The organism is Micromonospora sp. NPDC050980, assembly GCF_040653835.1.
Lineage (GTDB): Bacteria > Actinomycetota > Actinomycetes > Mycobacteriales > Micromonosporaceae > Micromonospora.
Genome location: NZ_JBFAGS010000011.1, coordinates 180,096 through 197,294 on the forward strand (window position 1 = coordinate 180,096; position 17,199 = coordinate 197,294).

The window sequence follows — 17,199 nt, forward strand, 5'->3', positions numbered from 1 at the left end:
TAGCCTGAAGGTTCGGTTTCTTCAGGCGGGGGAGGGTCGATGGCTGCGCGCACGCCGGGTGGGATGCGGGGAATCGCCGCCGTTCCCTCCTACGTCGTGATGCAGCCGACCACGCTGTGCAACCTCGACTGCGCCTACTGCTACCTGCCGCTACGCGCGGCGGACCGGCGGATGCCGGTGGCGGTGGCCGAGGCGGTGGCGGCGTCGGTGAACCCCTGGGCGGCCCAGGGCCGGTGCTCGGTGGTCTGGCACGGCGGCGAGCCGCTGGCGGCCGGCCGGGAGCACCTGGCCGCCCTGCTGGCTCCGTTCGGGCCCGAGGTCGAGCACCACGTGCAGACGAACGCCACGCTGATCGACGACGCCTGGTGCGCGTTCTTCGTCGAGCACCGGGTGCGGGTCAGCGTGAGCGTGGACGGTCCGCGGGCCCGCAACGCCGAGCGGGTCACCCGGGGCGGCCGGCCGGCGTACGACCGGATCGTGGCCGGGGTGGCGGCGCTGCGCCGGCACGGGCTGCCGTTCTCGGCCCTCGCGGTGGTCTCCCGGCCGGAGGCGGGGTTGGCGGCCGAGCTGTACGCCTACTTCCTCGACCTGGGGTGCGAGGTGCTGGGCGTCAACATCGAGGAGACCGAGGGGGTCAACACCCGGACGAACGCGCGGGACGCGACCGCGGTGACCGGGTTCTGGGCGGAGCTGGTCGCGGCGTGGCGCCGGGACCCCCGGATCCACCTGCGCGAGGTGGAGTGGTCGCTGCGGTACGCCGGCGCGGTCCTGGCCGGCGCCGCCGACGACCTGCTGCCCCGCCGTCTCGACCCGATCCCGACGGTCGGGCACGACGGTTCGGTGGTGGTGCTCTCCCCGGAGCTGGCCGGCTTCACCGACCCCCGCTACGGCGACTTCGGCAGCGGGAACGTGTTGACCACCCCGCTGCGGGAGATCCTCGTCGACGCGGGGCGGACGCCGTGGGTGGGCGAGTTCCTCACCGGCGTGGAGGCGTGTCGGGCGTCCTGCGCCTACTTCGGCTTCTGTGGCGGCGGCCATGCCGCGAACCGCTACTTCGAACAGGGGCGGTTCGACGGCACGGAGACCGAGCACTGCCGCAACAGCAAGATCCGCCTACTGGAGGGAGTGTTGGAGCATGCCCGAGATCACCAGTGACACCGACCGGGACATGGTGGCCGACCGGGTACGGGATGCCGCCGCGGGGCTGTCCACGCTGCTCGACGAGGCGGAGGCGGCGCGCCTGCTGCGGGCGGAGGCGTCGGGTTCCGACGGTGCCGGCGCGGTGTGCGCGTGGAACCACTTCGAGAACATCCCGACGTTCTACAACTGGAACAACCGGCCGCGCTGAGACGGGCCCGCGCGATCAGGGACCTGCCGGCGCGGCCGGGGAGGCTCCCGGTGCGGCAGGTCCCTGATCGTCGGTCGTACGCCGTCTCCGGGTGGGCACATGCGTGAGCACGCGGGGGCTACCGCGTGCTCAGTTGCGACCGGAGGTCAGCGGGTCGGACGGGCCCAGGGGTCCGGGTCGTCGTCCGTGTGGTCCTCGTCATCGTCGTCGACATACTCTTTGTAGTCGTCGTCGAAGTTGTGCTCAGACTTACCACTACCCGCCAGTTCACGCTGCAAGGCGGTTAGGTCGGTGTTCGGGGAGTGGTACTTCAACTCCCGGGCCACCTTCGTCTGCTTGGCCTTAGCACGGCCGCGCCCCATGGCTCGACCCCCTCGCACAGAATGCGGGGCAGCCCGAAGGCGGGCCCCGATGACGTCAGGCATCTCTCGTGGCTCTTACGGTACATGGGGATGCCACCGTTCGGCACCTCGGGTCACCGTCGACCGGCCTTGCGCGTCGCAGTGTTCCGGCTGTCACCGAGTGTACCCGGTAAGGAGTGAGGACCGGAGCCGCCCGTGACAGTGGGCAAATCGGCACGAAGCAACCGAGTCCCAGCTTAACGTCCCGGCCCGGGGCGCGCGGGCGGGGGCGGAGCCGACGGCCCGCCCCCGGGCCGCGTCAGCGCAGGTGGATGGCGCGCAGCCGGCCGACCTCGGCCATCCGCCGCTCGGCGAGCCGGTCCGCCGCGACCGCCGGCGGGACACCCTCGTCATCGGCCAGCCGCAGGATCTCCCGGGTGGTGTCGAAGATCCGGGTGGCGCGCAGCTTGGCCCGCTCGAAGTTGAAGCCCTCGATCTCGTCCGCCACCTGGATCACGCCACCGGCGTTCACCACGTAGTCCGGGGTGTAGAGGATGCCCCGGTCAGCGAGCACCTTCTCGATGCCCGGGTGGGCGAGCTGGTTGTTCGCCGCGCCGGTGACCACCCTGGCCCGCAGCACCGGCACGGTCTCGTCGTTGAGCGCGCCGCCCAGCGCGCACGGCGCGTACACGTCGATGTCGGACGCGACCAGCGCCGCCGTGTCGTCGACCAGGGTGACCTGCGGGTGCGTGGCGCGCACCCACTCCTGGGCGCGCGGGTCGACGTCGGTCGCCACGACCTCGGCGCCGTCGGACAGCAGGTGCGCGGTGAGGTACTTGCCGACCTTGCCCAGGCCGGCCACGCCGACCCGCCGGCCGGTCAGCGTCGGGCTGCCCCACACGTGCTCGGCGGCGGCCCGCATGCCCTGGTAGACGCCCCAGGCGGTGAGGATCGACGAGTCGCCGGCGCCGCCGTGCTCCACGCTGCGGCCGGTCACGTAGCGGGTCTCGCGGGCGATGACGTCCATGTCGGCGACGTAGGTGCCGACGTCGCAGGCGGTGTAGTAGCGGCCGTTCAGCGACTCCACGAAGCGGCCGTACGCGCGCAGCAGAGCCTCGCTCTTGAGCTGATCCGGGTCACCCCAGATGACCGCCTTGCCGCCGCCGAGGTCGAGGTTCGCCAGGGCGTTCTTGTAGGCCATGCCCCGCGACAGGTCGAGCACGTCGGCGAGGGCGTCGGCCTCGCTGGCGTACGGGTAGAACCGGGTGCCGCCGAGCGCGGGGCCCAGCGCGGTGGAGTAGATCCCGATGATCGCCTTCAGGCCGGACTGCTTGTCCTGGCAGAACACGACCTGTTCGTGACCCGTCGATTCCGGGTCGTCGGTGCTGGCGAATACGCCCATGGCTGACTCCTGTGTCGGTGTGCGCCCTTGTGGGGTGCGGACCTTCGGTGGCACGCGGCGGGATGCTGCCGGTGCCGTTGAGCCTAATATCGGCCGGAACCGTACTGTCGCCCACGTCACGACGGCGGCGACGGACGGTCCCGTCTCGTGGGAGGATCGCGCCGTGCCGTCGCTCTTCGCTTCATACCTGCGCGTCTACGAGCCGCTGACCGCCTTCGACCGGGATCGACAGTCGTACTGGCGCCGGTACGTCAGCGAGGGCCGGGCGATCGCCCCGCTGGACGGGCCGGGCCGGCAGCGGACCTCGGTGATCGAGGCGTTGGGCGCGGGCTGGACCCGGTTGCCCGACCCGCCCGACGAGGCGTACGTCCTGGAAGCCGACGACACGCTGCTGGTCTGTCCCTGGAACCTGCGGATCCGGGTCGCCGAGGCGGCGCTGAGCGCCCGCGACGGCGTGCCCCCGGTGCTGGCCGACGCGTTCGTGCCGCCGGTGCTGGCCGGGCAGGCCAAGGCCGTCGTGGAGGACTGGCGCAGCGGGGCGCGGGTGTTGGAGCACGGGGTGCCGCGGGTGCACGAACAGGTCGCCACCTGGGGGGTGCCGCTGCGCTGGTTCGTGCTGTTCGAGACCGGGGAGCGGCACCTGGTCACCGACCCGCAGCGGCGGGCGCTGCGCTTCCGCACCGAGATCTCCAAGGCGCGTCGCCGCTCGTCGCGGGCGCTGTCGGTGCTGCGCAAGTCGGTCGGCGAGGCGCCGATCACCGAGGCGGTCGAGGAGGCCGCACGCTGGTTGGAGGAGTTCCACCCCCGGTCGGTGGTGGAGCTGGACTACGGCGGGCTGGTGCGGTTGCTGCCGGACGAGACGCTTGCCGACGACGACTCGACCGAGCTGGTCGCGGCCGGTCTGGCCGGGCTGGCCCGGGGCGAGGCCGAGGAGGCGTCGGCGGCGTACGACAAGTTGGTCGCCCGCTGGCGTGCGGTGCAACTTCTGGAACGCTGCAACTGACGCCCGTTTCGTCCCTCTTCGAGGCGAGGCGTGCGAAAGTGTCTCGTAGCTAATGCATCACCATCCGTGATCATGAGTCCGAATAAGGTGGTTTCTGCGGCATAAAAGTCGTAAAAATCGGGCATGGTTCATCCGTCCGTCTAGGGACCTTCAGCCGTTCGGCCCATGTCGGACATCGGGGACTAGCCGGACCATGGGAGACGCGTCGGCCGGCGGGACCCCGGCCGATGTCTATACATGTGGAGGAGTGACCCCGATGGCATCGCGAACGCACGAACCAGAGCCGCTACTCACGCCGGCCGAGGTGGCGTCGATGTTCCGAGTCGACCCGAAGACGGTGACCCGGTGGGCAAAGGCTGGCAAGCTCAGCGCCATCCGGACGCTGGGCGGCCACCGCCGATACCGCGAGTCGGAGGTACGCGCCCTGCTACAGGGGCAGATCCCCCAGCAACGTCAGGGGGACTGACGACCGGAGTTCTTCCCGCTTTCCGATCGAGGGCGGTGGCCGACGGGCCACCGCCCTCAATCGTGTGTGGAGGTCGCCTCGTCCAGCACGATCCGCAACCCCACCGTGCCGCCCTCCCCCCGGCGCAGTCGGCTGCCCAGCAGACTGAGCCGGCCGATCAGCCGGTACTTCCGTTTTAGCAACTCCCGCACCCGGCGGGTGCTCTCCGGATCGTCGATCGTGGCGTGACCGGGCACCGCCTCCCCGTGCGGCCGGCCGCGCACGTCGCACGGCGCCACCGTGACCCGGCCGTCGCGCCGGATCCGCTTCACCTTGCCGGAGTCGGACACCGTCCACACCGCCAGCGCGTCGCCGTCGCGCACCGCCCACACCGGTGTCGGCACCGCCCGACCGTCCTTGCGGAACGTGGTGAGCAGGACGTACTTCTCCGCCGCGAGGCGATCCAGGTCGGTCACGTCGCCAAGGATACGGCCGCGACCGCGCCGGCGAGCCGGAGATAGCGTGCCCACATGACCTCCGAGCCCACGATCGGCGACGTGTTCGGCGAGATGATCCGCGACACGTACGCGGTGGCCACCGGCGTCGGACCCCGACCGATGGCCGGCGGCCGGCTGCCGCGCCCGGTCATCGAGATCATCGAACGGGACGACGGGCTGGTCAACGGCGCGCCCGCCGGTCACTACCTGGATCCGCCCGAGCGGTGGCAGCCGCACGACCACCGGGCGGTGGACCGGGTTCACGGTCATGTGCTCGACGTCGGTGTCGGCGCCGGCCGGATCGCGCTGCGCCTTCAGGAGCAGGGCGTGCCGGTGACCGGCCTGGACACCTCGCTCGGCGCGCTGCGGGTCAGCCGGCACCGGGGCGTACGTGAGCTGGTGCACGCCACGGTCGACGAACACGTCGCCGACGGCCGGCGCTACGACACGTTCCTGCTGCTCGGCAACAACCTGGGCCTGTTCGAGGGGCGGGAGCGGGCCCCCGCGCTGCTGGCCGCACTCGCCGCGCTGGCCCGCCCCGGCGCGCGGGTGATCGCGCACGGCACCGACCCGTACGGCACCACCGACCCGGTGCACACCGCCTACCACGAGGCGAACCGGCGGCGGGGCCGGATGGGCGGGCAGCTACGGCTGCGGTTGCGCTACCGGCAGCTCGGCACCGAGTGGTTCGACTACCTGGTGTGCTCGCCGGACGAGTTCGCCGAGCTGGTCCACGGCTCCGCGTGGCGACTTGTCGACGTGGACGACACCGACCACCCCTACTATCTCGCCACGCTCGCGCTGCGGCGTTAGGAAGGGGCCCCTGCTATCGCGTAGGCGATAACAAGGGGCCCCTCCTTACCTCTCAGACCTGCACGGTGGGGGTGGTCTGCTCCGGGGGGAGGCCGCCGTCGCCGTCGACCACCTCGTCCGGCTGGCCGTCCTCGTCGATGTCGACCATGGTGATGTCCACCTTGCCGTCGCCGTCGGTGTCGAACTGGAACAGGTCGGCCTTGCCGTCGCCGTCGGTGTCCACCACCCACACGTCGGTCTTGCCGTCGTTGTTGGTGTCCGCACGAAGCAGGTCCACCCGCTCGTCACCGCGCGTCTCGACCGTCTCGGCGCCCTGCGCGCTCTCCGGTGCCTGGCTCATCTCGTTCCTTCCTTCGGCGTTGACGGCGGTCTTTACCCCGTCCGGTCGGCCCCCACGCATGCCCGGCGGTCCCGCCCTGCATAGGGTCGCATCCAGGATCGAGCCAGCGGCCGGCCCGGTGTGGCGGAGACCCCGCGCGCCACCGCCGCGACGAGGGGACAGCGATGAGTGGTCGTTTTGTGGTCGTCGGGGCCGGCACCATGGGCCTCGGCATCGCGTACGTGGCGGCCGGCGCCGGGTACGCGGTCGAACTGGTCGAGGTCGACCCGGAGCGGGGCGCCGAGGCCGTCCGGCGCCTCGGCGAGCTGTGGGACCGGGGCGTACGCCGGGGCAAGCTGACCGCGGAGGCGGCTGCCGCCGACCGGGCGCGGGTGACCCTGCGGACCGACCTGGCCGAGGTGACCGAGGGCCCGGACGTGATCGTGGAGGCGGTGCCCGAGCGACTCGACCTCAAACGGGCCGTGCTGCGCCGGGCCGAGAGCCGCCGGCCGGCGCTGCTCGGCAGCAACACCTCGAGCATCCCGATCGCCGAGCTGGCCGACGGGCTGGAGCGTCCGGCGGATTTCCTCGGGCTGCACTTCTTCAACCCGGTCTGGGCGATGGCGCTGATCGAGGTCGTGGTCGGCCCGGCCACCGCGCCGGAGACCACCGAGGCGGCCGTCGCGCTCGCCGCCCGGCTGGGCAAGGACCCCGTCGTGGTACGCGACATGCCCGGCTTCGCCACCTCCCGGCTCGGTGTCACGCTCGGCCTGGAGGCGATCCGGATGGTGGCCGACGGGGTGGCCGCGCCGGCCGACATCGACAAGGCGATGGTGCTCGGCTACCGGCACCCGGTCGGCCCGCTGGAGCTGACCGACCTGGTCGGGCTGGACGTCCGGCTCGACATCGCGCGCACCCTCCAGGCCGCGTACGGGGACCGGTTCGCGCCACCGCCGCTGCTGGTGGAGATGGTCGCCGCCGGGAAGCTGGGCAAGAAGTCCGGGCAGGGCTTCTACACGTGGGAAGGCGGCCGACGGTGAACGGGTTGCGGATCGAGGAGATGCCGGACCGGCTGGTGGTCACGCTGGACCGGCCGGAGAAGCGCAACGCGATCGACGCCGACCTGGTCGGCGAGCTGCACGACGTCTGCGCCGACCTGGAGGCGCGTCCCCGGCTGATGCTGCTCACCGGTGGTACGGCGGGCATCTTCGCCGGCGGCGCCGACATCGCGCAGCTCCGCGAGCGTGGCCGGCTGGACGCGCTGGCCGCCATCAACCAGGGTGTCTTCGCCCGGATCCGGGCGCTGCCGCTGCCCACGGTGGCGGCGGTCGACGGCCCGGCGTTGGGCGGCGGCGCCGAGCTGGCGTACGCCTGCGACCTTCGGGTGTGCACGGACCGGGCGGTCTTCGGCCAGCCCGAGGTGCGGTTGGGCATCCTGGCCGGCGCCGGCGCGACCTACCGGCTGCCGGCGCTGATCGGCGAGGCCCGGGCCAAGGAGCTGCTCTTCACCGGCCGCCGGGTGGACGCGGGCGAGGCGCTGCGGATCGGCCTGGTGAACCGGATGGTGGCCGAGCCGGCGGAGCTGCTGCCCACCGCCCACGGCCTGCTCGACGAGATGGCCAAGGGCTCGTCGCTGGCGCTGCGCCTGACCAAGCTGGCGGTGGACGCCCCGCCGGCCGCGCATCCGCAGCTCGACCTGCTCAGCCAGGCCGTGCTCTTCGAGGACGAGGAGAAGCACCGGCGGATGACCGAGTTCCTCGAGCGGCGCCGGTCGCGCTGAGTCGACCCGGCGGGGGCCGCACCGGCGCGACCGGTGCGGCCCCCACCGCCTGGCGGCTCAGTCCCTGATCTGCACCCCGGCGTCGGCCAGCGCGGTGATCGCCCCCGCCGACTCACCGAAGCCGATGATCAGCACCGCCTCCGGGCCGAAGTTCTTGATCTCCTGGGCGATGCCGGAGAAGTCGACGGGCGTCTTCGGGTCGGTCGGCGGTGCGTAGGTGAGCAGCTTGAGCCGGTCCGCGCCGACCCCGGCCTGCTCCAGCTCCGCCCGGACGTTCTCCTGCAGGCCCTCGCCGTAGGAGTCCTTACGGGCCAGCAGCACGATCTTGCGGGGGCCGTCCCGCAGGATCACGTCCGCCAGCGCGCGGCCCTGGAGGCTGTCCGGCGGGGCGGTGCGGAAGTAGAGCCCCTTGTCGTCCACCGTGCTCAGCCCCGCGTCGGTGTTCGACGGAGAGAAGAGGATCCGCCCGGCGGCGACCACGTCCGGCAGCACGGCCCGGGAGATGCCGGACGCGCCCGCGCCGATGATGATCGAGACACCCTGGCTGACGTGGGCGGCCACTGTCGCCTTGGCCACCGCCGGGTTGGTGCCGTCGTCGCCCTCGATCCACGTCACCGGCTCGCCGAGCACCCCGCCGGCGGCGTTGACCTCGTTGATCGCGAGCGTGACCGCGGCGGCCATCGGCGGGTACGCCAACGCCAGGTCACCGGTCTTCGGCAGCAGGCCGCCGATCACCAGCGGCGCGTCCTTGGCCTTCCCGCGGGCCTTGCGACCACGCGGCGGGGCCTTGGTGCTGGCGCCCGACTCCTCGCCCGCGCCGACGAACTCGGTCTTGCCGTCGTCGAGCTGCTGGTTGTCGAAGTGCAGGGTGCCGTAGCTCGCGGTCGCCGGCTCCCCGGCGTCGGTGAACCCGGCCCGGGTCAGCGACACGCCCCGGTACTGCAGGTCCCGGCCGGCGCGGGCGAGCTGAAGGCAGGCCGCCACCTCGTCGCAGCGATCGCCGCCGGTGGTCACCCCGACGATCTGCTGGGCGATCTCGCGCGGCGCGGTGGTCCCGGCGAGCTGGGTCGCCAACGCACTGATCACCACGGCGTCGTACGACTCGGCGGAGTAGAGGAAGTCGGTCAGCTTCGGATTGACGCTGCGTAGCCGTTCCTTGAAGCTCTCCGGCAGCGGCGTGAGCGGGGTGGTGCCCTTCATGCCGTTGAGGAGATTCGCTCGGTCCTTGAGTTCCGCGGCGAAGGAATTCTGCATGTTGCCGTCGGTGCCGTAGAGGCGGACCTGGGTGGGGCCCGCCTCGTTCGGCTCGTCGCTCCCGCAGGCGCTGGTAGCGAGCAGGAGCGCCGCGCAGGCCGTGGACAGGGCCGCGCGCGACGTGCGATTTCCAAGCATGGTCGTCCTTCCTCCGGCGAAGGTCCGCTGCGCACATTAGCGTGCCCGCGCCGCCCACGGGACCGTGGACCTGGCTCCGTCGGGACGCCGACCGAAGGGCGTCACTCCGGGTGATCGTCGACCCGGCGGCGGGTCACCGCTTGACGCTCGCCGTTACAGTTCCGCAGGTGAACGACGACGCACAGCAGACGCTTGACGACGCGACCGCCGTGCTCCGTTCGGCGTTGGCCGGTGACGGCGCCGGCGTCGTCGGCGCCTTCGACGCGGTCGTCGACCGTTCCGGGTTGGCCGGGGCGTACGGGGTGGCGTGGTGCCTGGCCGCCACCATGCTCGGCGACGACGCGCCCGCCGGCGCTGCCGCGCTCGACTTCCCCGGCATCGACCAGGCCGACTACGACACCCGCTGGGTGGCCCGCTTCGTCAGCGCGTACGCCAACGACGACGCCGACACCGGCGAGGCGCTGTTCGGCGCGGCGGCCGCCGACGGGTTGCTGCCCGACTGCCTGCTCACGCTCGCCGGCTCGACAATCGCCACCCTGCGCAGCCGGGAGGGCTGACACCCGCGCGCCGCGCTGTGATACCCCTGACGGATGTCCGAGGCGATGCTCAGCAAGGTACGCAAGCTGCTCGCCCAGGCCGAGGATCCGGCCTGCACGCCCGCCGAGTCGGCCACCTTCATGGCCAAGGCCACCGAGTTGATCGCCCGTTACGGCGTCGACCGGGCGCTGCTCGCCGCCCGCGAGCCGGCCGCCGACCCGGTCGGTGACCGGGTGGTCGAGGTGATCGCCCCGTACGCCCGGGACAAGGCCGGCCTGCTCGCCGCCGTCGCGGACCCGCTGCGCTGCCGTTGCGTACGCCGCCGCCAGGGCAACGGCTTCGCGATGCACCTGTTCGGCTTCGCCAGCGACCTGGAACGGGTCGAGCTGCTGTTCACCTCGCTGCTGGTGCAGGCCGCGCACGGGTTGGCCGGGGCGGCCGTACCGGTCGGGGAGCATCCGGCCGCGTTCCGGCGTACCTGGCTGGCCGGCTTCGCCCAGGTGGTCGCCGAGCGGCTGCGCGCCGCCGAGGCCGGCGCGGTCGCCGCGGCCGGCGTGCCGTCGGTGGCGCTGGTGCTGGCCGACCGTTCCGACCGCGTCCAGCGCCGGCTGGCCGAGGTGTACCCGCGACTGCGCACCGCCCCGCGCCGCCGGCTCGCCGGCGGGGGCTTCGGCCCGGGCGCCGCCGCCGGCCGTCGCGCCGACCTCGGCGACCCCGGTCTGAGCGGTACGCCGTCGAGCCGGGGCATCTCCGGCTGACCCGACGGGCGCGCCCGCCGGCGGTGCGGTCAGTCGGCGGTGCGGGTGACCGTCGCCAGATAGCGGCAGAGCAGCTCGTGCCAGCCGGCGGTCAGTGCCTCGCGGTAGCCCTCGGCGGCGGTGCCGTGCCGGTCGAAGTAGCGGTGTTCGACATCCACCCGGGTCGACCCCGGACCCTCGGGGTGGAAGAGCACCTCCACCTCGCTGGCCCGGGCCGGATCCGGCACCGGCACCCGGTCCGGCCCGATCTGCCAGGTGAACACCAACCGCCGGGGCGGATCCCAGATCAGCACGCGGCCCCAGTCGTTGCGGAACCCGTACGGACCGATCTCGTAGAGCATGCCGCCGGCGCGTGGCTCGATGCCGATCCCGGCCAGCGCCTCCGGCCCGGACCAGGTGTATTCGCGGACCCACCAGTCGGCCAGCGCATTCGTGAAGACCGCGTACGCCTGCTCGCCGGAAACCGGGGCGAGGAGGCTGCTGCGGAGGGAGAAACGGTCGGACTCCTGCCGGACCTCATCCTGATCGGCCATCTCCTGTCCCATAAGCCCGGACCATACCGGCTGATGTCTCGCTGTGCAGCTTTGCATCCGCCCGCTTCCGGACACCGGGATCCCCGGTTCCCGACAGTCCCAGCAGCCGTCACCGGCGGGCGCCCAGGGCCGGCGGATGCCCCACCGGTAAGCGGGATCCTGGACCGGGCGCTGACCACCATCGACCGCAATCCCGAGCTGATCGACGCGCTGGCCCGGTCGGTCGGGGTGACGGTCGACGACGTGCGCCGGGTGGCCGGGCAGGTCGCCGGGCCGGCCGTGCACCGGACCGCCGACGCCGGTGTGGTGGTCGACCGGGCCGTGCCGGAGGTGGCCGGGCAGTCCGCACCCGCCGAGCCGGACGCGCGCGAGTCGTCCGGGAGGGAGCGGTCGGCCGGTTCCGGTCCCACCGGTGGTGCGCCCGGCGGTGACGCCGGGTCGGGCGGTGCCGCTGGGTCGGGCGGTGCCGCTGGGTCGGGCGGTGGGTCTGGGTCCGCCGATGGCGGCAGGTCTGGTGGGCCGCTCCGTCTTCCGCGGCCGGGGCATCGCAGTTGGCCGGGCAGGCCGGGCGTGGCTCGTCAGGTGCTGTTCGGGGTGCAGGGCACGGCCGTCACTTGACCGGTCAGCCGGGGAGCTGGGCCACCAGCTCGACGACGCGCTGCCGGATCTCGTCGCGCACCTGCCTGACCACGTCGATCGGCTGACCCGCGGGATCGGTGAGCGGCCAGTCCTCGTACCTCTTCCCGGGGAAGACCGGGCAGGCGTCGCCGCAGCCCATGGTGACGATGACATCGCTGGCCTCGGCCGCGTCCCAGGTGAGTCGCGCGGGAGCCTGGTCGGTGATGTCGATGCCGACCTCGCGCATGGCCGCGACCGCGACCGGGTTGATCCCCTCGGCGGGCTCGCTGCCGGCCGAGCGGACCTCGACGCGGTCGCCGGCGAGGTGGCGGAGCCAGGCGGCGGCCATCTGGGAGCGGCCGGCGTTGTGGACGCAGACGAACAGGACGCTGGATTTGCTCATCGAGCTTCGACCTCCGGGGTGAGGCGCTGCGGAACGACGACGTCGTCGGCCGAGTCGGCGGCGTGCGGGTACCAGATGGCGAGGGCGGCGACGGCGACCAGGCCGCCGACGAGTTGGGCGGCGACGAAGCCGGGCACCGAGGCCGGGGCGATGCCGGCGAACGTGTCGGTGAAGGCCCGGCCGACGGTGACCGCGGGATTCGCGAACGAGGTCGACGAGGTGAACCAGTAGGCGGCCCCGATCCAGGCGCCCACGGCGGCCGGTGCGGCGGACGTGCGGCCGGAGCGGGCGAGCGCGAAGACCAGGATGACCAGGCCGGCGGTGGCGACCACCTCGGCCAACCACAGGTGGCCCGCGCTGCGGCCGGTGCCCGACCACGTCACGGCGGGCCGGTCGAACATCAGGTGGGCCAGCACGGTGCCGGCGACCGCGCCGGCGACCTGGGCGATGACGTACGCGGCCAGTTCCCGCGTGCCGAGGCCGGTGCCGGCCCGGCGGCCGAGCCACCAGTCGACCGCGGAGACGACCGGGTTGAGGTGCGCGCCGGACACCGGACCGAAGGTCAGGATCAGCGCGCCCAGCGCGAGCGCGGTGGCGAACGCGTTCTCCAGCAGTTGGAGCCCGACGTCGGTCGGGGAGAGCGTCGTGGCGGCGATGCCGGAGCCGACGACGGCGGTGACCAGCAGCGCGGTGCCGGTGAACTCCGCGGCGGCCCGTCGAGGCAGGGCGAGGGTCACGAGACGCCGCCGCCGGCACCGATCTCCAGCAGGTCACCGAGTCGGCGGAACGCCTCGGGGCGCGCCCGGTACCAGACCCAGGTGCCGCGTCGCTGGGAGTCGACCAGGCCGGCGTCGCGCAGCACCCTGAGGTGGTGCGAGACGGTCGGCCCGGACAGGTCGAAGGCCGGGGTGAGATCGCACACGCAGATCTCCGGCACCGAGGCGATCATCGACATCAGCCGCAGCCGGACCGGGTCGCCGAGGGCCTTGAACATCGGGGCCACCGCGACGGCCTGCTCCGCGTCCATCGGGTGGGCAGCGATCGGCGGGCAGCAGGCGACCGTGTCGAGATCCACGATCGGCAGCACTTGTTTCGACATTCCTCTAGGTTGACAGATTTCTAAACAGGCGGCAAGGTCGAGGTTGCTTCGAAGAGCATCTAGACAAGGAGACGGGATGTCCCGCGTCCAACTCGCCCTGCGCGTGTCCGACCTCGAAGGCTCCGTGGCCTTCTACGCCAAGCTGTTCGGCGTCGAGCCGGCCAAACGCCGCCCCGGCTACGCCAACTTCGCGGTGGAGAACCCGCCGCTGAAGCTCGTGCTCCTCGAAGGCGAGGCCGACCGGCCCACCGTCCTGGACCACCTCGGCGTGGAGGTCCCCAGCACCGACGAGGTCGCTGGCGCCACCGACCGCCTCACCGGCGCCGGTCTGATCACCCTGGCGGAGAACGACACCGAGTGCTGCTATGCCCTGCAGGACAAGGTCTGGGTGCGCGGACCCGGAGACGAGCCTTGGGAGATCTACACGGTGAAGGCCGACTCGCCGCACCTGGAGAAGGCCACAGAGGGGACCTGCTGCGCCTGAGCGTCGACCGGCGCCTACAGCAAGATCCCCACCGGCGTTTCGGCTGGTGGGGATCTCTGTAGCCCGGCGAAAGGCTATGTGGCCAGGGGCGGGGTCGAACCGCCGACCTTCCGATTTTCAGGCACCCGCATTTCCGCAGGTCAGACAGCCGCCGCAACCCGTCGTGCGATGGCACGTGCGATTAGCTCCGCATCGTGATGTGCCGGGGCAGCCGTGCGACATCTCCGTGCGCGGCCAGCTCGGACAGGGCGTTGGCGATCTCCCGGTCACGCCCGTCAACGGCGTGCAGGTACCGACGAGCAGCCGCCATGGACGAATGACCCAGCCGCTTCATCAGGTCAGCCAGGGTCGCGCCGGTCTGCGCGGCGAGGGTCTGACCCGTGTGCCGTAGGTCGTGAAAGGTCAGGTCATCCAGACCCACCTTCTTCCGTGCCCGGACGAACGCCTGATACAGGCTGTCCCCCCGTAGTGGCGACCCGTCGCGGCTGACGAACAGCCGATCTTTGCCCGCGTATTCATCCAGGTGCAGACGGATCACCGGCACGACGTGCGGCGGGATGGCAATCGTGCGTTTCCCCGCCTCCGACTTGGGGTCCTTGTCGAACGCCTTCCCTCGGTCGTGCAGCGGCTCAACCCTTGCCTTCCGGACCGTGATGGTGTGCTCGACCAGATCAACGTCCGAGACGCGCAGACCCGCAATCTCCCCACGCCGCAGGCCACACCACGCCGCGATCAGAACCGCCGTGCGGTATCGCGGGGTGATGGCGTCGACCAGGGCGACGACCTGAGCCGGCGTAGCGACTGGACGCTCAGCGGCCCGGACAGTGCCAGCACCCGGGATCTGGCACGGGTTCCGAGCGATGATGCCCTCACGAACGGCGGTGTTCATCACCATGCGCAGGAACCGGTACGACTGAGAGGGCGGTCCGCAAGCGGGCCGCGCCGGCCGCGCTCGGCCTGCTGGCGGCGCAAGCGCCGGCATCGGCCGGCGCGCCGGCCAATGAAGGGCATGCCTCCGGCGGGGGCCAGACGACTCCGAGATGGAGTTGCCGAACGGTTCCGGTTCGTGGGTGGTGGGATGCCATCCCGCCAGCCACCGACCCAGGCGAAGCCGAGCAGACCAGGGCCAGGGCGACAAGGTCGTTCGTCCGGTAGGGCGCTCCACCTTGTCACCCTAGCCCTGGTCCGCTCCACGGTGTGTGGGTCGGCGGCAGACGGGATGGCAGTAAGCAGGGGGCTGGGGATCTATACGGCGTTGAGCAGCGAGGGGCTGAAGCCCCGTGCTCCAAACCCGGACCAATCCTTCAAGCCAAAGCTGAGTTCGCCCTTGGTCTGCTCGTCCAGCAGAGCTAGGAGCATCCCTACTGTGGCGGTACCGCCGAACTGGTCACCGCTCCCGGGGGTCACCTCTTTGTTAGGCACGACGTTGCAGAACCCAAAGCGGCCCTTGTCTTCGAACCAGACAGCCAAGACGACCGGCGGTTGGTAGACCTGCGCTCGGTCGAGCACGTCGCGGATTGGGTCGTCGGGCAGCGCGACAACGATCTTCCAGTCGGGGCGGTAGCCGTTCTCCCGCATGTACTGGCGGCCTTTGACGGTGCCGACGAAGCGCCCCAGAGCTGCGCCAGCCTTCAACCGCTCTCGCAGGTCAGGCATCTCTCCACCTCCGGACGTTCTCTTCCCACTCTTCCATCATTGCTTCAACGGCTGCGTCGCAACTGTTCGCTCGTCGAGGGGTCTTCGGACGCTGGGATGTGCGCACGCGGCGCAACGGCAAGGCGATCTGGGGTTCATCCGTCCGCAAGCATTCGTTCCCACTAGTCACCTCCGATCAAGCTGCTGTCAGCTCGTTGGCGCCCTCGGAGAGGCTGCCGCGATTACGCCAGGTCACAGTATGTGTCCGCCCCCGGCGTCGCGTCGTAGACGTCTGATTCAATCATCGCGCGGGTAGGTCGTCGCGTCACCCGCAGGGATGGGGTTGCGGTGAGTGCTCTGGAGGCGGTACGGCAGTTGATCCGCCAGGGTTACCGGGCCCGACCCGAGGATCTCGCGGACATGGCCATGCAAGCCGCCGCGTTGCTCGACGCCGCCGCTCTGATCATCTACGTCGTTGACCACCAACAGCGCGCACTAGCACCCCTGCCCAACGACCGCTCACCTGCCGCCCCGCCGCTGCCGATCGACGGCAGCCTCGCCGGGCGGGCCTTCAGCACCCTGTCCCCCGTTCGCGGTCAACAGGACGGCCAGCACGTGCTGTGGGTGCCGCTGCTCGACGGCAGTGAACGCATGGGCGTCGTGCAGGTCATCGCCGACGAGCCGCTGAGCGACCAGGCTGTCGCCGACTGCGCCACAGTCGCAGCTCTCATTGGGGAACTCGTCGTCACCGGCGACCTCTACAGCGACACCATCGAACGACTGCGCCGCCGCGAACCCATGCGCCTGGCCGCCGAGATGCTCCGCGCTCAACTCCCGCCGCTGACCTTCGCCACCAGCCGCACCGTCATCGCCGGCATCCTGGAGCCCTGCTATGACGTCGGCGGCGATGCCTTCGACTACGCCGTCAACGGCGACACCGCCCACCTCGCCCTCTTCGACGCCGTCGGCCACGGCTCCGCCGGTGGCATGCGCGCCGTCGTCCTCGCCTCCATCGCCATCGCCGCATACCGCAACGCCCGCCGCGCCGGCATGGACCTCACCGCCACCTACCATCACCTCGACGACGCGATCCGCACCCACGACCGCACCGGCATGATCACGGCTGTACTCGCCGAACTCGACCAGAACACCGGCATCCTGCAGGTCATCTCCGCCGGGCATCCCAGCGGCATCGTGCTACGCCGTGGACGCGTGGTCACCGTCCTGCCCACACCCACCGCACTGCCGGTCACACTCGGTGACCGCCGCCCTCCGGTCATCATCCAGGAAGCCCTCGAACCCGGCGACCACGTCCTGCTTTACACCGACGGCATCACCGAAGCCCGCGACCGTGACGGCACCACCTTCGGCCTCGACCGGCTCACCGACTTCGCCCAGCGCGCCCTCGCTGATCACCTGCCCGCCGCCGAGACCGTCCGCCGACTCGTGCACGCCATCCTCGACCATCAGGACGACCGCCTCCAAGACGACGCCACCGTCCTGCTCCTGCACTGGCTCGGCTCACGCGCCGCATCGACGCTGCCGCATCCCGCAGGCCGCCATTGACCGAACCGGCAAGCTCCGGCATGGCGACGCAGTAGCAACGCGGCGACGCCGCCGCCGATCTCCGCAATCGGCATCGGGCCGCTCCGCCCGGTCGACGTGCGGCGACAACGCCGCTGCCTGCGCTGGCGTTTCTCACAGCGTGGCGAGGACGAAGGAGAGCACGAACCCAGCGGTCGTGCTCAACGCGACCGGGGGGCCGCCTTTCTCATAGGCTTCCGGCATGAGG

General features: G+C 71.7%; 22 protein-coding genes. 11 read left to right on the forward strand and 11 right to left on the reverse strand.

Features of this window, described 5'->3' with window-relative positions:
* Positions 1-63 precede the first annotated feature (63 nt).
* Positions 64-1,155 carry a cyclophane-forming radical SAM peptide maturase AmcB gene (amcB, locus tag AB0H28_RS18845; protein WP_358041442.1) on the forward strand — a complete coding sequence of 364 codons (1,092 nt, stop codon included), beginning with the start codon at positions 64-66 and terminating at the stop codon, positions 1,153-1,155.
* Entirely contained in the window at positions 1,136-1,348 is a 213-nt protein-coding gene (amcA, locus tag AB0H28_RS18850; RefSeq protein WP_358041358.1) for a multiple cyclophane-containing RiPP AmcA, read from the forward strand. Before amcB ends, amcA begins: the two co-directional genes overlap by 20 nt.
* Before the next feature lie 146 nt (positions 1,349-1,494).
* Here the strand turns inward: amcA and AB0H28_RS18855 are convergent, their stop codons facing one another.
* Both AB0H28_RS18855 and AB0H28_RS18860 read right to left on the reverse strand, forming a co-directional pair.
* Positions 1,495-1,710 (reverse strand): DUF3073 domain-containing protein, encoded by a 216-nt coding sequence (locus AB0H28_RS18855; protein ID WP_278108624.1) that lies wholly within the window; start codon positions 1,708-1,710, stop codon positions 1,495-1,497.
* A gap of 298 nt (positions 1,711-2,008) precedes the next feature.
* Positions 2,009-3,091 (reverse strand): Glu/Leu/Phe/Val dehydrogenase dimerization domain-containing protein, encoded by a 1,083-nt coding sequence (locus AB0H28_RS18860; RefSeq protein ID WP_358041361.1) that lies wholly within the window; start codon positions 3,089-3,091, stop codon positions 2,009-2,011.
* Positions 3,092-3,254: 163 nt separating this feature from the next.
* Between AB0H28_RS18860 and AB0H28_RS18865 the strand changes: the two genes are divergently transcribed.
* Both AB0H28_RS18865 and AB0H28_RS18870 read left to right on the forward strand, forming a co-directional pair.
* Positions 3,255-4,094: a hypothetical protein gene (locus tag AB0H28_RS18865; RefSeq protein WP_358041364.1), complete on the forward strand. Its 840-nt coding sequence runs from the start codon at positions 3,255-3,257 to the stop codon at positions 4,092-4,094.
* Between the two features lie 256 nt (positions 4,095-4,350).
* On the forward strand, positions 4,351-4,560 hold the full coding sequence (locus AB0H28_RS18870; protein ID WP_007073996.1) for a BldC family transcriptional regulator: 210 nt from the start codon (positions 4,351-4,353) through the stop codon (positions 4,558-4,560).
* A 56-nt stretch (positions 4,561-4,616) separates the two neighbouring features.
* Here AB0H28_RS18870 and AB0H28_RS18875 read toward each other — a convergent pair whose 3' ends face one another.
* On the reverse strand, positions 4,617-5,015 hold the full coding sequence (locus AB0H28_RS18875; protein WP_358041366.1) for a PPOX class F420-dependent oxidoreductase: 399 nt from the start codon (positions 5,013-5,015) through the stop codon (positions 4,617-4,619).
* 54 nt (positions 5,016-5,069) lie between these two features.
* Between AB0H28_RS18875 and AB0H28_RS18880 the strand changes: the two genes are divergently transcribed.
* The gene (locus AB0H28_RS18880; RefSeq protein WP_358041369.1) at positions 5,070-5,849 is read left to right on the forward strand and encodes a class I SAM-dependent methyltransferase; all 780 of its coding nucleotides are present in this window, start codon (positions 5,070-5,072) and stop codon (positions 5,847-5,849) included.
* Between the two features lie 52 nt (positions 5,850-5,901).
* Here the strand turns inward: AB0H28_RS18880 and AB0H28_RS18885 are convergent, their stop codons facing one another.
* Positions 5,902-6,189, reverse strand: a complete 288-nt coding sequence (locus tag AB0H28_RS18885) for a hypothetical protein (RefSeq protein WP_358041372.1) — start codon at positions 6,187-6,189, stop codon at positions 5,902-5,904.
* A gap of 164 nt (positions 6,190-6,353) precedes the next feature.
* Between AB0H28_RS18885 and AB0H28_RS18890 the strand changes: the two genes are divergently transcribed.
* Both AB0H28_RS18890 and AB0H28_RS18895 read left to right on the forward strand, forming a co-directional pair.
* Positions 6,354-7,208: a 3-hydroxyacyl-CoA dehydrogenase family protein gene (locus AB0H28_RS18890; protein ID WP_358041375.1), complete on the forward strand. Its 855-nt coding sequence runs from the start codon at positions 6,354-6,356 to the stop codon at positions 7,206-7,208.
* Entirely contained in the window at positions 7,205-7,948 is a 744-nt protein-coding gene (locus tag AB0H28_RS18895; protein ID WP_358041378.1) for an enoyl-CoA hydratase/isomerase family protein, read from the forward strand. Before AB0H28_RS18890 ends, AB0H28_RS18895 begins: the two co-directional genes overlap by 4 nt.
* A 57-nt stretch (positions 7,949-8,005) precedes the next feature.
* Here AB0H28_RS18895 and AB0H28_RS18900 read toward each other — a convergent pair whose 3' ends face one another.
* Complete coding sequence (locus AB0H28_RS18900; RefSeq protein ID WP_358041381.1) at positions 8,006-9,340, reverse strand: ABC transporter substrate-binding protein; 1,335 nt, start codon at positions 9,338-9,340, stop codon at positions 8,006-8,008.
* Between the two features lie 167 nt (positions 9,341-9,507).
* Between AB0H28_RS18900 and AB0H28_RS18905 the strand changes: the two genes are divergently transcribed.
* Together AB0H28_RS18905 and AB0H28_RS18910 are read left to right on the forward strand one after the other, a co-directional pair.
* Positions 9,508-9,897: a hypothetical protein gene (locus AB0H28_RS18905; protein ID WP_358041384.1), complete on the forward strand. Its 390-nt coding sequence runs from the start codon at positions 9,508-9,510 to the stop codon at positions 9,895-9,897.
* 33 nt (positions 9,898-9,930) lie between these two features.
* Positions 9,931-10,635: a DUF2786 domain-containing protein gene (locus AB0H28_RS18910; RefSeq protein WP_358041387.1), complete on the forward strand. Its 705-nt coding sequence runs from the start codon at positions 9,931-9,933 to the stop codon at positions 10,633-10,635.
* A 29-nt stretch (positions 10,636-10,664) separates the two neighbouring features.
* Here the strand turns inward: AB0H28_RS18910 and AB0H28_RS18915 are convergent, their stop codons facing one another.
* From AB0H28_RS18915 to AB0H28_RS18930, 4 genes are all read right to left on the reverse strand, one after another.
* Entirely contained in the window at positions 10,665-11,180 is a 516-nt protein-coding gene (locus AB0H28_RS18915) for an SRPBCC family protein (protein ID WP_358041390.1), read from the reverse strand.
* Positions 11,181-11,790: 610 nt separating this feature from the next.
* Positions 11,791-12,189, reverse strand: a complete 399-nt coding sequence (locus tag AB0H28_RS18920; protein ID WP_358041393.1) for an arsenate reductase ArsC — start codon at positions 12,187-12,189, stop codon at positions 11,791-11,793.
* Positions 12,186-12,926, reverse strand: a complete 741-nt coding sequence (locus AB0H28_RS18925) for an MIP/aquaporin family protein (protein ID WP_358041396.1) — start codon at positions 12,924-12,926, stop codon at positions 12,186-12,188. The genes AB0H28_RS18920 and AB0H28_RS18925 overlap by 4 nt, the downstream gene beginning before the upstream one ends.
* The gene (locus tag AB0H28_RS18930; RefSeq protein WP_358041399.1) at positions 12,923-13,288 is read right to left on the reverse strand and encodes a metalloregulator ArsR/SmtB family transcription factor; all 366 of its coding nucleotides are present in this window, start codon (positions 13,286-13,288) and stop codon (positions 12,923-12,925) included. Before AB0H28_RS18930 ends, AB0H28_RS18925 begins: the two co-directional genes overlap by 4 nt.
* 76 nt (positions 13,289-13,364) lie before the next feature.
* Here AB0H28_RS18930 and AB0H28_RS18935 point away from each other — a divergent pair, with 76 nt between their 5' ends.
* Positions 13,365-13,772, forward strand: coding sequence for an ArsI/CadI family heavy metal resistance metalloenzyme (locus AB0H28_RS18935; protein WP_358041402.1), 408 nt, complete (start codon positions 13,365-13,367; stop codon positions 13,770-13,772).
* Positions 13,773-13,953: 181 nt separating this feature from the next.
* Here the strand turns inward: AB0H28_RS18935 and AB0H28_RS18940 are convergent, their stop codons facing one another.
* Together AB0H28_RS18940 and AB0H28_RS18945 are read right to left on the reverse strand one after the other, a co-directional pair.
* Complete coding sequence (locus tag AB0H28_RS18940) at positions 13,954-14,667, reverse strand: site-specific integrase (protein WP_358041405.1); 714 nt, start codon at positions 14,665-14,667, stop codon at positions 13,954-13,956.
* 350 nt (positions 14,668-15,017) lie between these two features.
* On the reverse strand, positions 15,018-15,428 hold the full coding sequence (locus tag AB0H28_RS18945; RefSeq protein ID WP_358041408.1) for a hypothetical protein: 411 nt from the start codon (positions 15,426-15,428) through the stop codon (positions 15,018-15,020).
* Between the two features lie 327 nt (positions 15,429-15,755).
* Between AB0H28_RS18945 and AB0H28_RS18950 the strand changes: the two genes are divergently transcribed.
* Positions 15,756-16,973 carry a PP2C family protein-serine/threonine phosphatase gene (locus AB0H28_RS18950; protein ID WP_358041412.1) on the forward strand — a complete coding sequence of 406 codons (1,218 nt, stop codon included), beginning with the start codon at positions 15,756-15,758 and terminating at the stop codon, positions 16,971-16,973.
* Positions 16,974-17,199: the final 226 nt, after the last annotated feature.

Excerpts from the sequence above, each read along its gene's own strand:
- AB0H28_RS18855 (WP_278108624.1), bottom strand. The coding sequence starts at position 1,710 with ATGGGGCGCGGCCGTGCTAAGGCCAAGCAGACGAAGGTGGCCCGGGAG.
- AB0H28_RS18885 (WP_358041372.1), bottom strand. The coding sequence starts at position 6,189 with ATGAGCCAGGCACCGGAGAGCGCGCAGGGCGCCGAGACGGTCGAGACG.
- amcA (WP_358041358.1), top strand. The coding sequence starts at position 1,136 with ATGCCCGAGATCACCAGTGACACCGACCGGGACATGGTGGCCGACCGG.
- AB0H28_RS18890 (WP_358041375.1), top strand. The coding sequence starts at position 6,354 with ATGAGTGGTCGTTTTGTGGTCGTCGGGGCCGGCACCATGGGCCTCGGC.
- AB0H28_RS18940 (WP_358041405.1), bottom strand. The coding sequence starts at position 14,667 with ATGGTGATGAACACCGCCGTTCGTGAGGGCATCATCGCTCGGAACCCG.
- amcB (WP_358041442.1), top strand. The coding sequence starts at position 64 with ATGCGGGGAATCGCCGCCGTTCCCTCCTACGTCGTGATGCAGCCGACC.
- AB0H28_RS18935 (WP_358041402.1), top strand. The coding sequence starts at position 13,365 with ATGTCCCGCGTCCAACTCGCCCTGCGCGTGTCCGACCTCGAAGGCTCC.
- AB0H28_RS18900 (WP_358041381.1), bottom strand. The coding sequence starts at position 9,340 with ATGCTTGGAAATCGCACGTCGCGCGCGGCCCTGTCCACGGCCTGCGCG.
- AB0H28_RS18880 (WP_358041369.1), top strand. The coding sequence starts at position 5,070 with ATGACCTCCGAGCCCACGATCGGCGACGTGTTCGGCGAGATGATCCGC.
- AB0H28_RS18945 (WP_358041408.1), bottom strand. The coding sequence starts at position 15,428 with ATGCCTGACCTGCGAGAGCGGTTGAAGGCTGGCGCAGCTCTGGGGCGC.
- AB0H28_RS18930 (WP_358041399.1), bottom strand. The coding sequence starts at position 13,288 with ATGTCGAAACAAGTGCTGCCGATCGTGGATCTCGACACGGTCGCCTGC.
- AB0H28_RS18870 (WP_007073996.1), top strand. The coding sequence starts at position 4,351 with ATGGCATCGCGAACGCACGAACCAGAGCCGCTACTCACGCCGGCCGAG.
- AB0H28_RS18920 (WP_358041393.1), bottom strand. The coding sequence starts at position 12,189 with ATGAGCAAATCCAGCGTCCTGTTCGTCTGCGTCCACAACGCCGGCCGC.
- AB0H28_RS18915 (WP_358041390.1), bottom strand. The coding sequence starts at position 11,180 with ATGGGACAGGAGATGGCCGATCAGGATGAGGTCCGGCAGGAGTCCGAC.
- AB0H28_RS18860 (WP_358041361.1), bottom strand. The coding sequence starts at position 3,091 with ATGGGCGTATTCGCCAGCACCGACGACCCGGAATCGACGGGTCACGAA.
- AB0H28_RS18910 (WP_358041387.1), top strand. The coding sequence starts at position 9,931 with ATGTCCGAGGCGATGCTCAGCAAGGTACGCAAGCTGCTCGCCCAGGCC.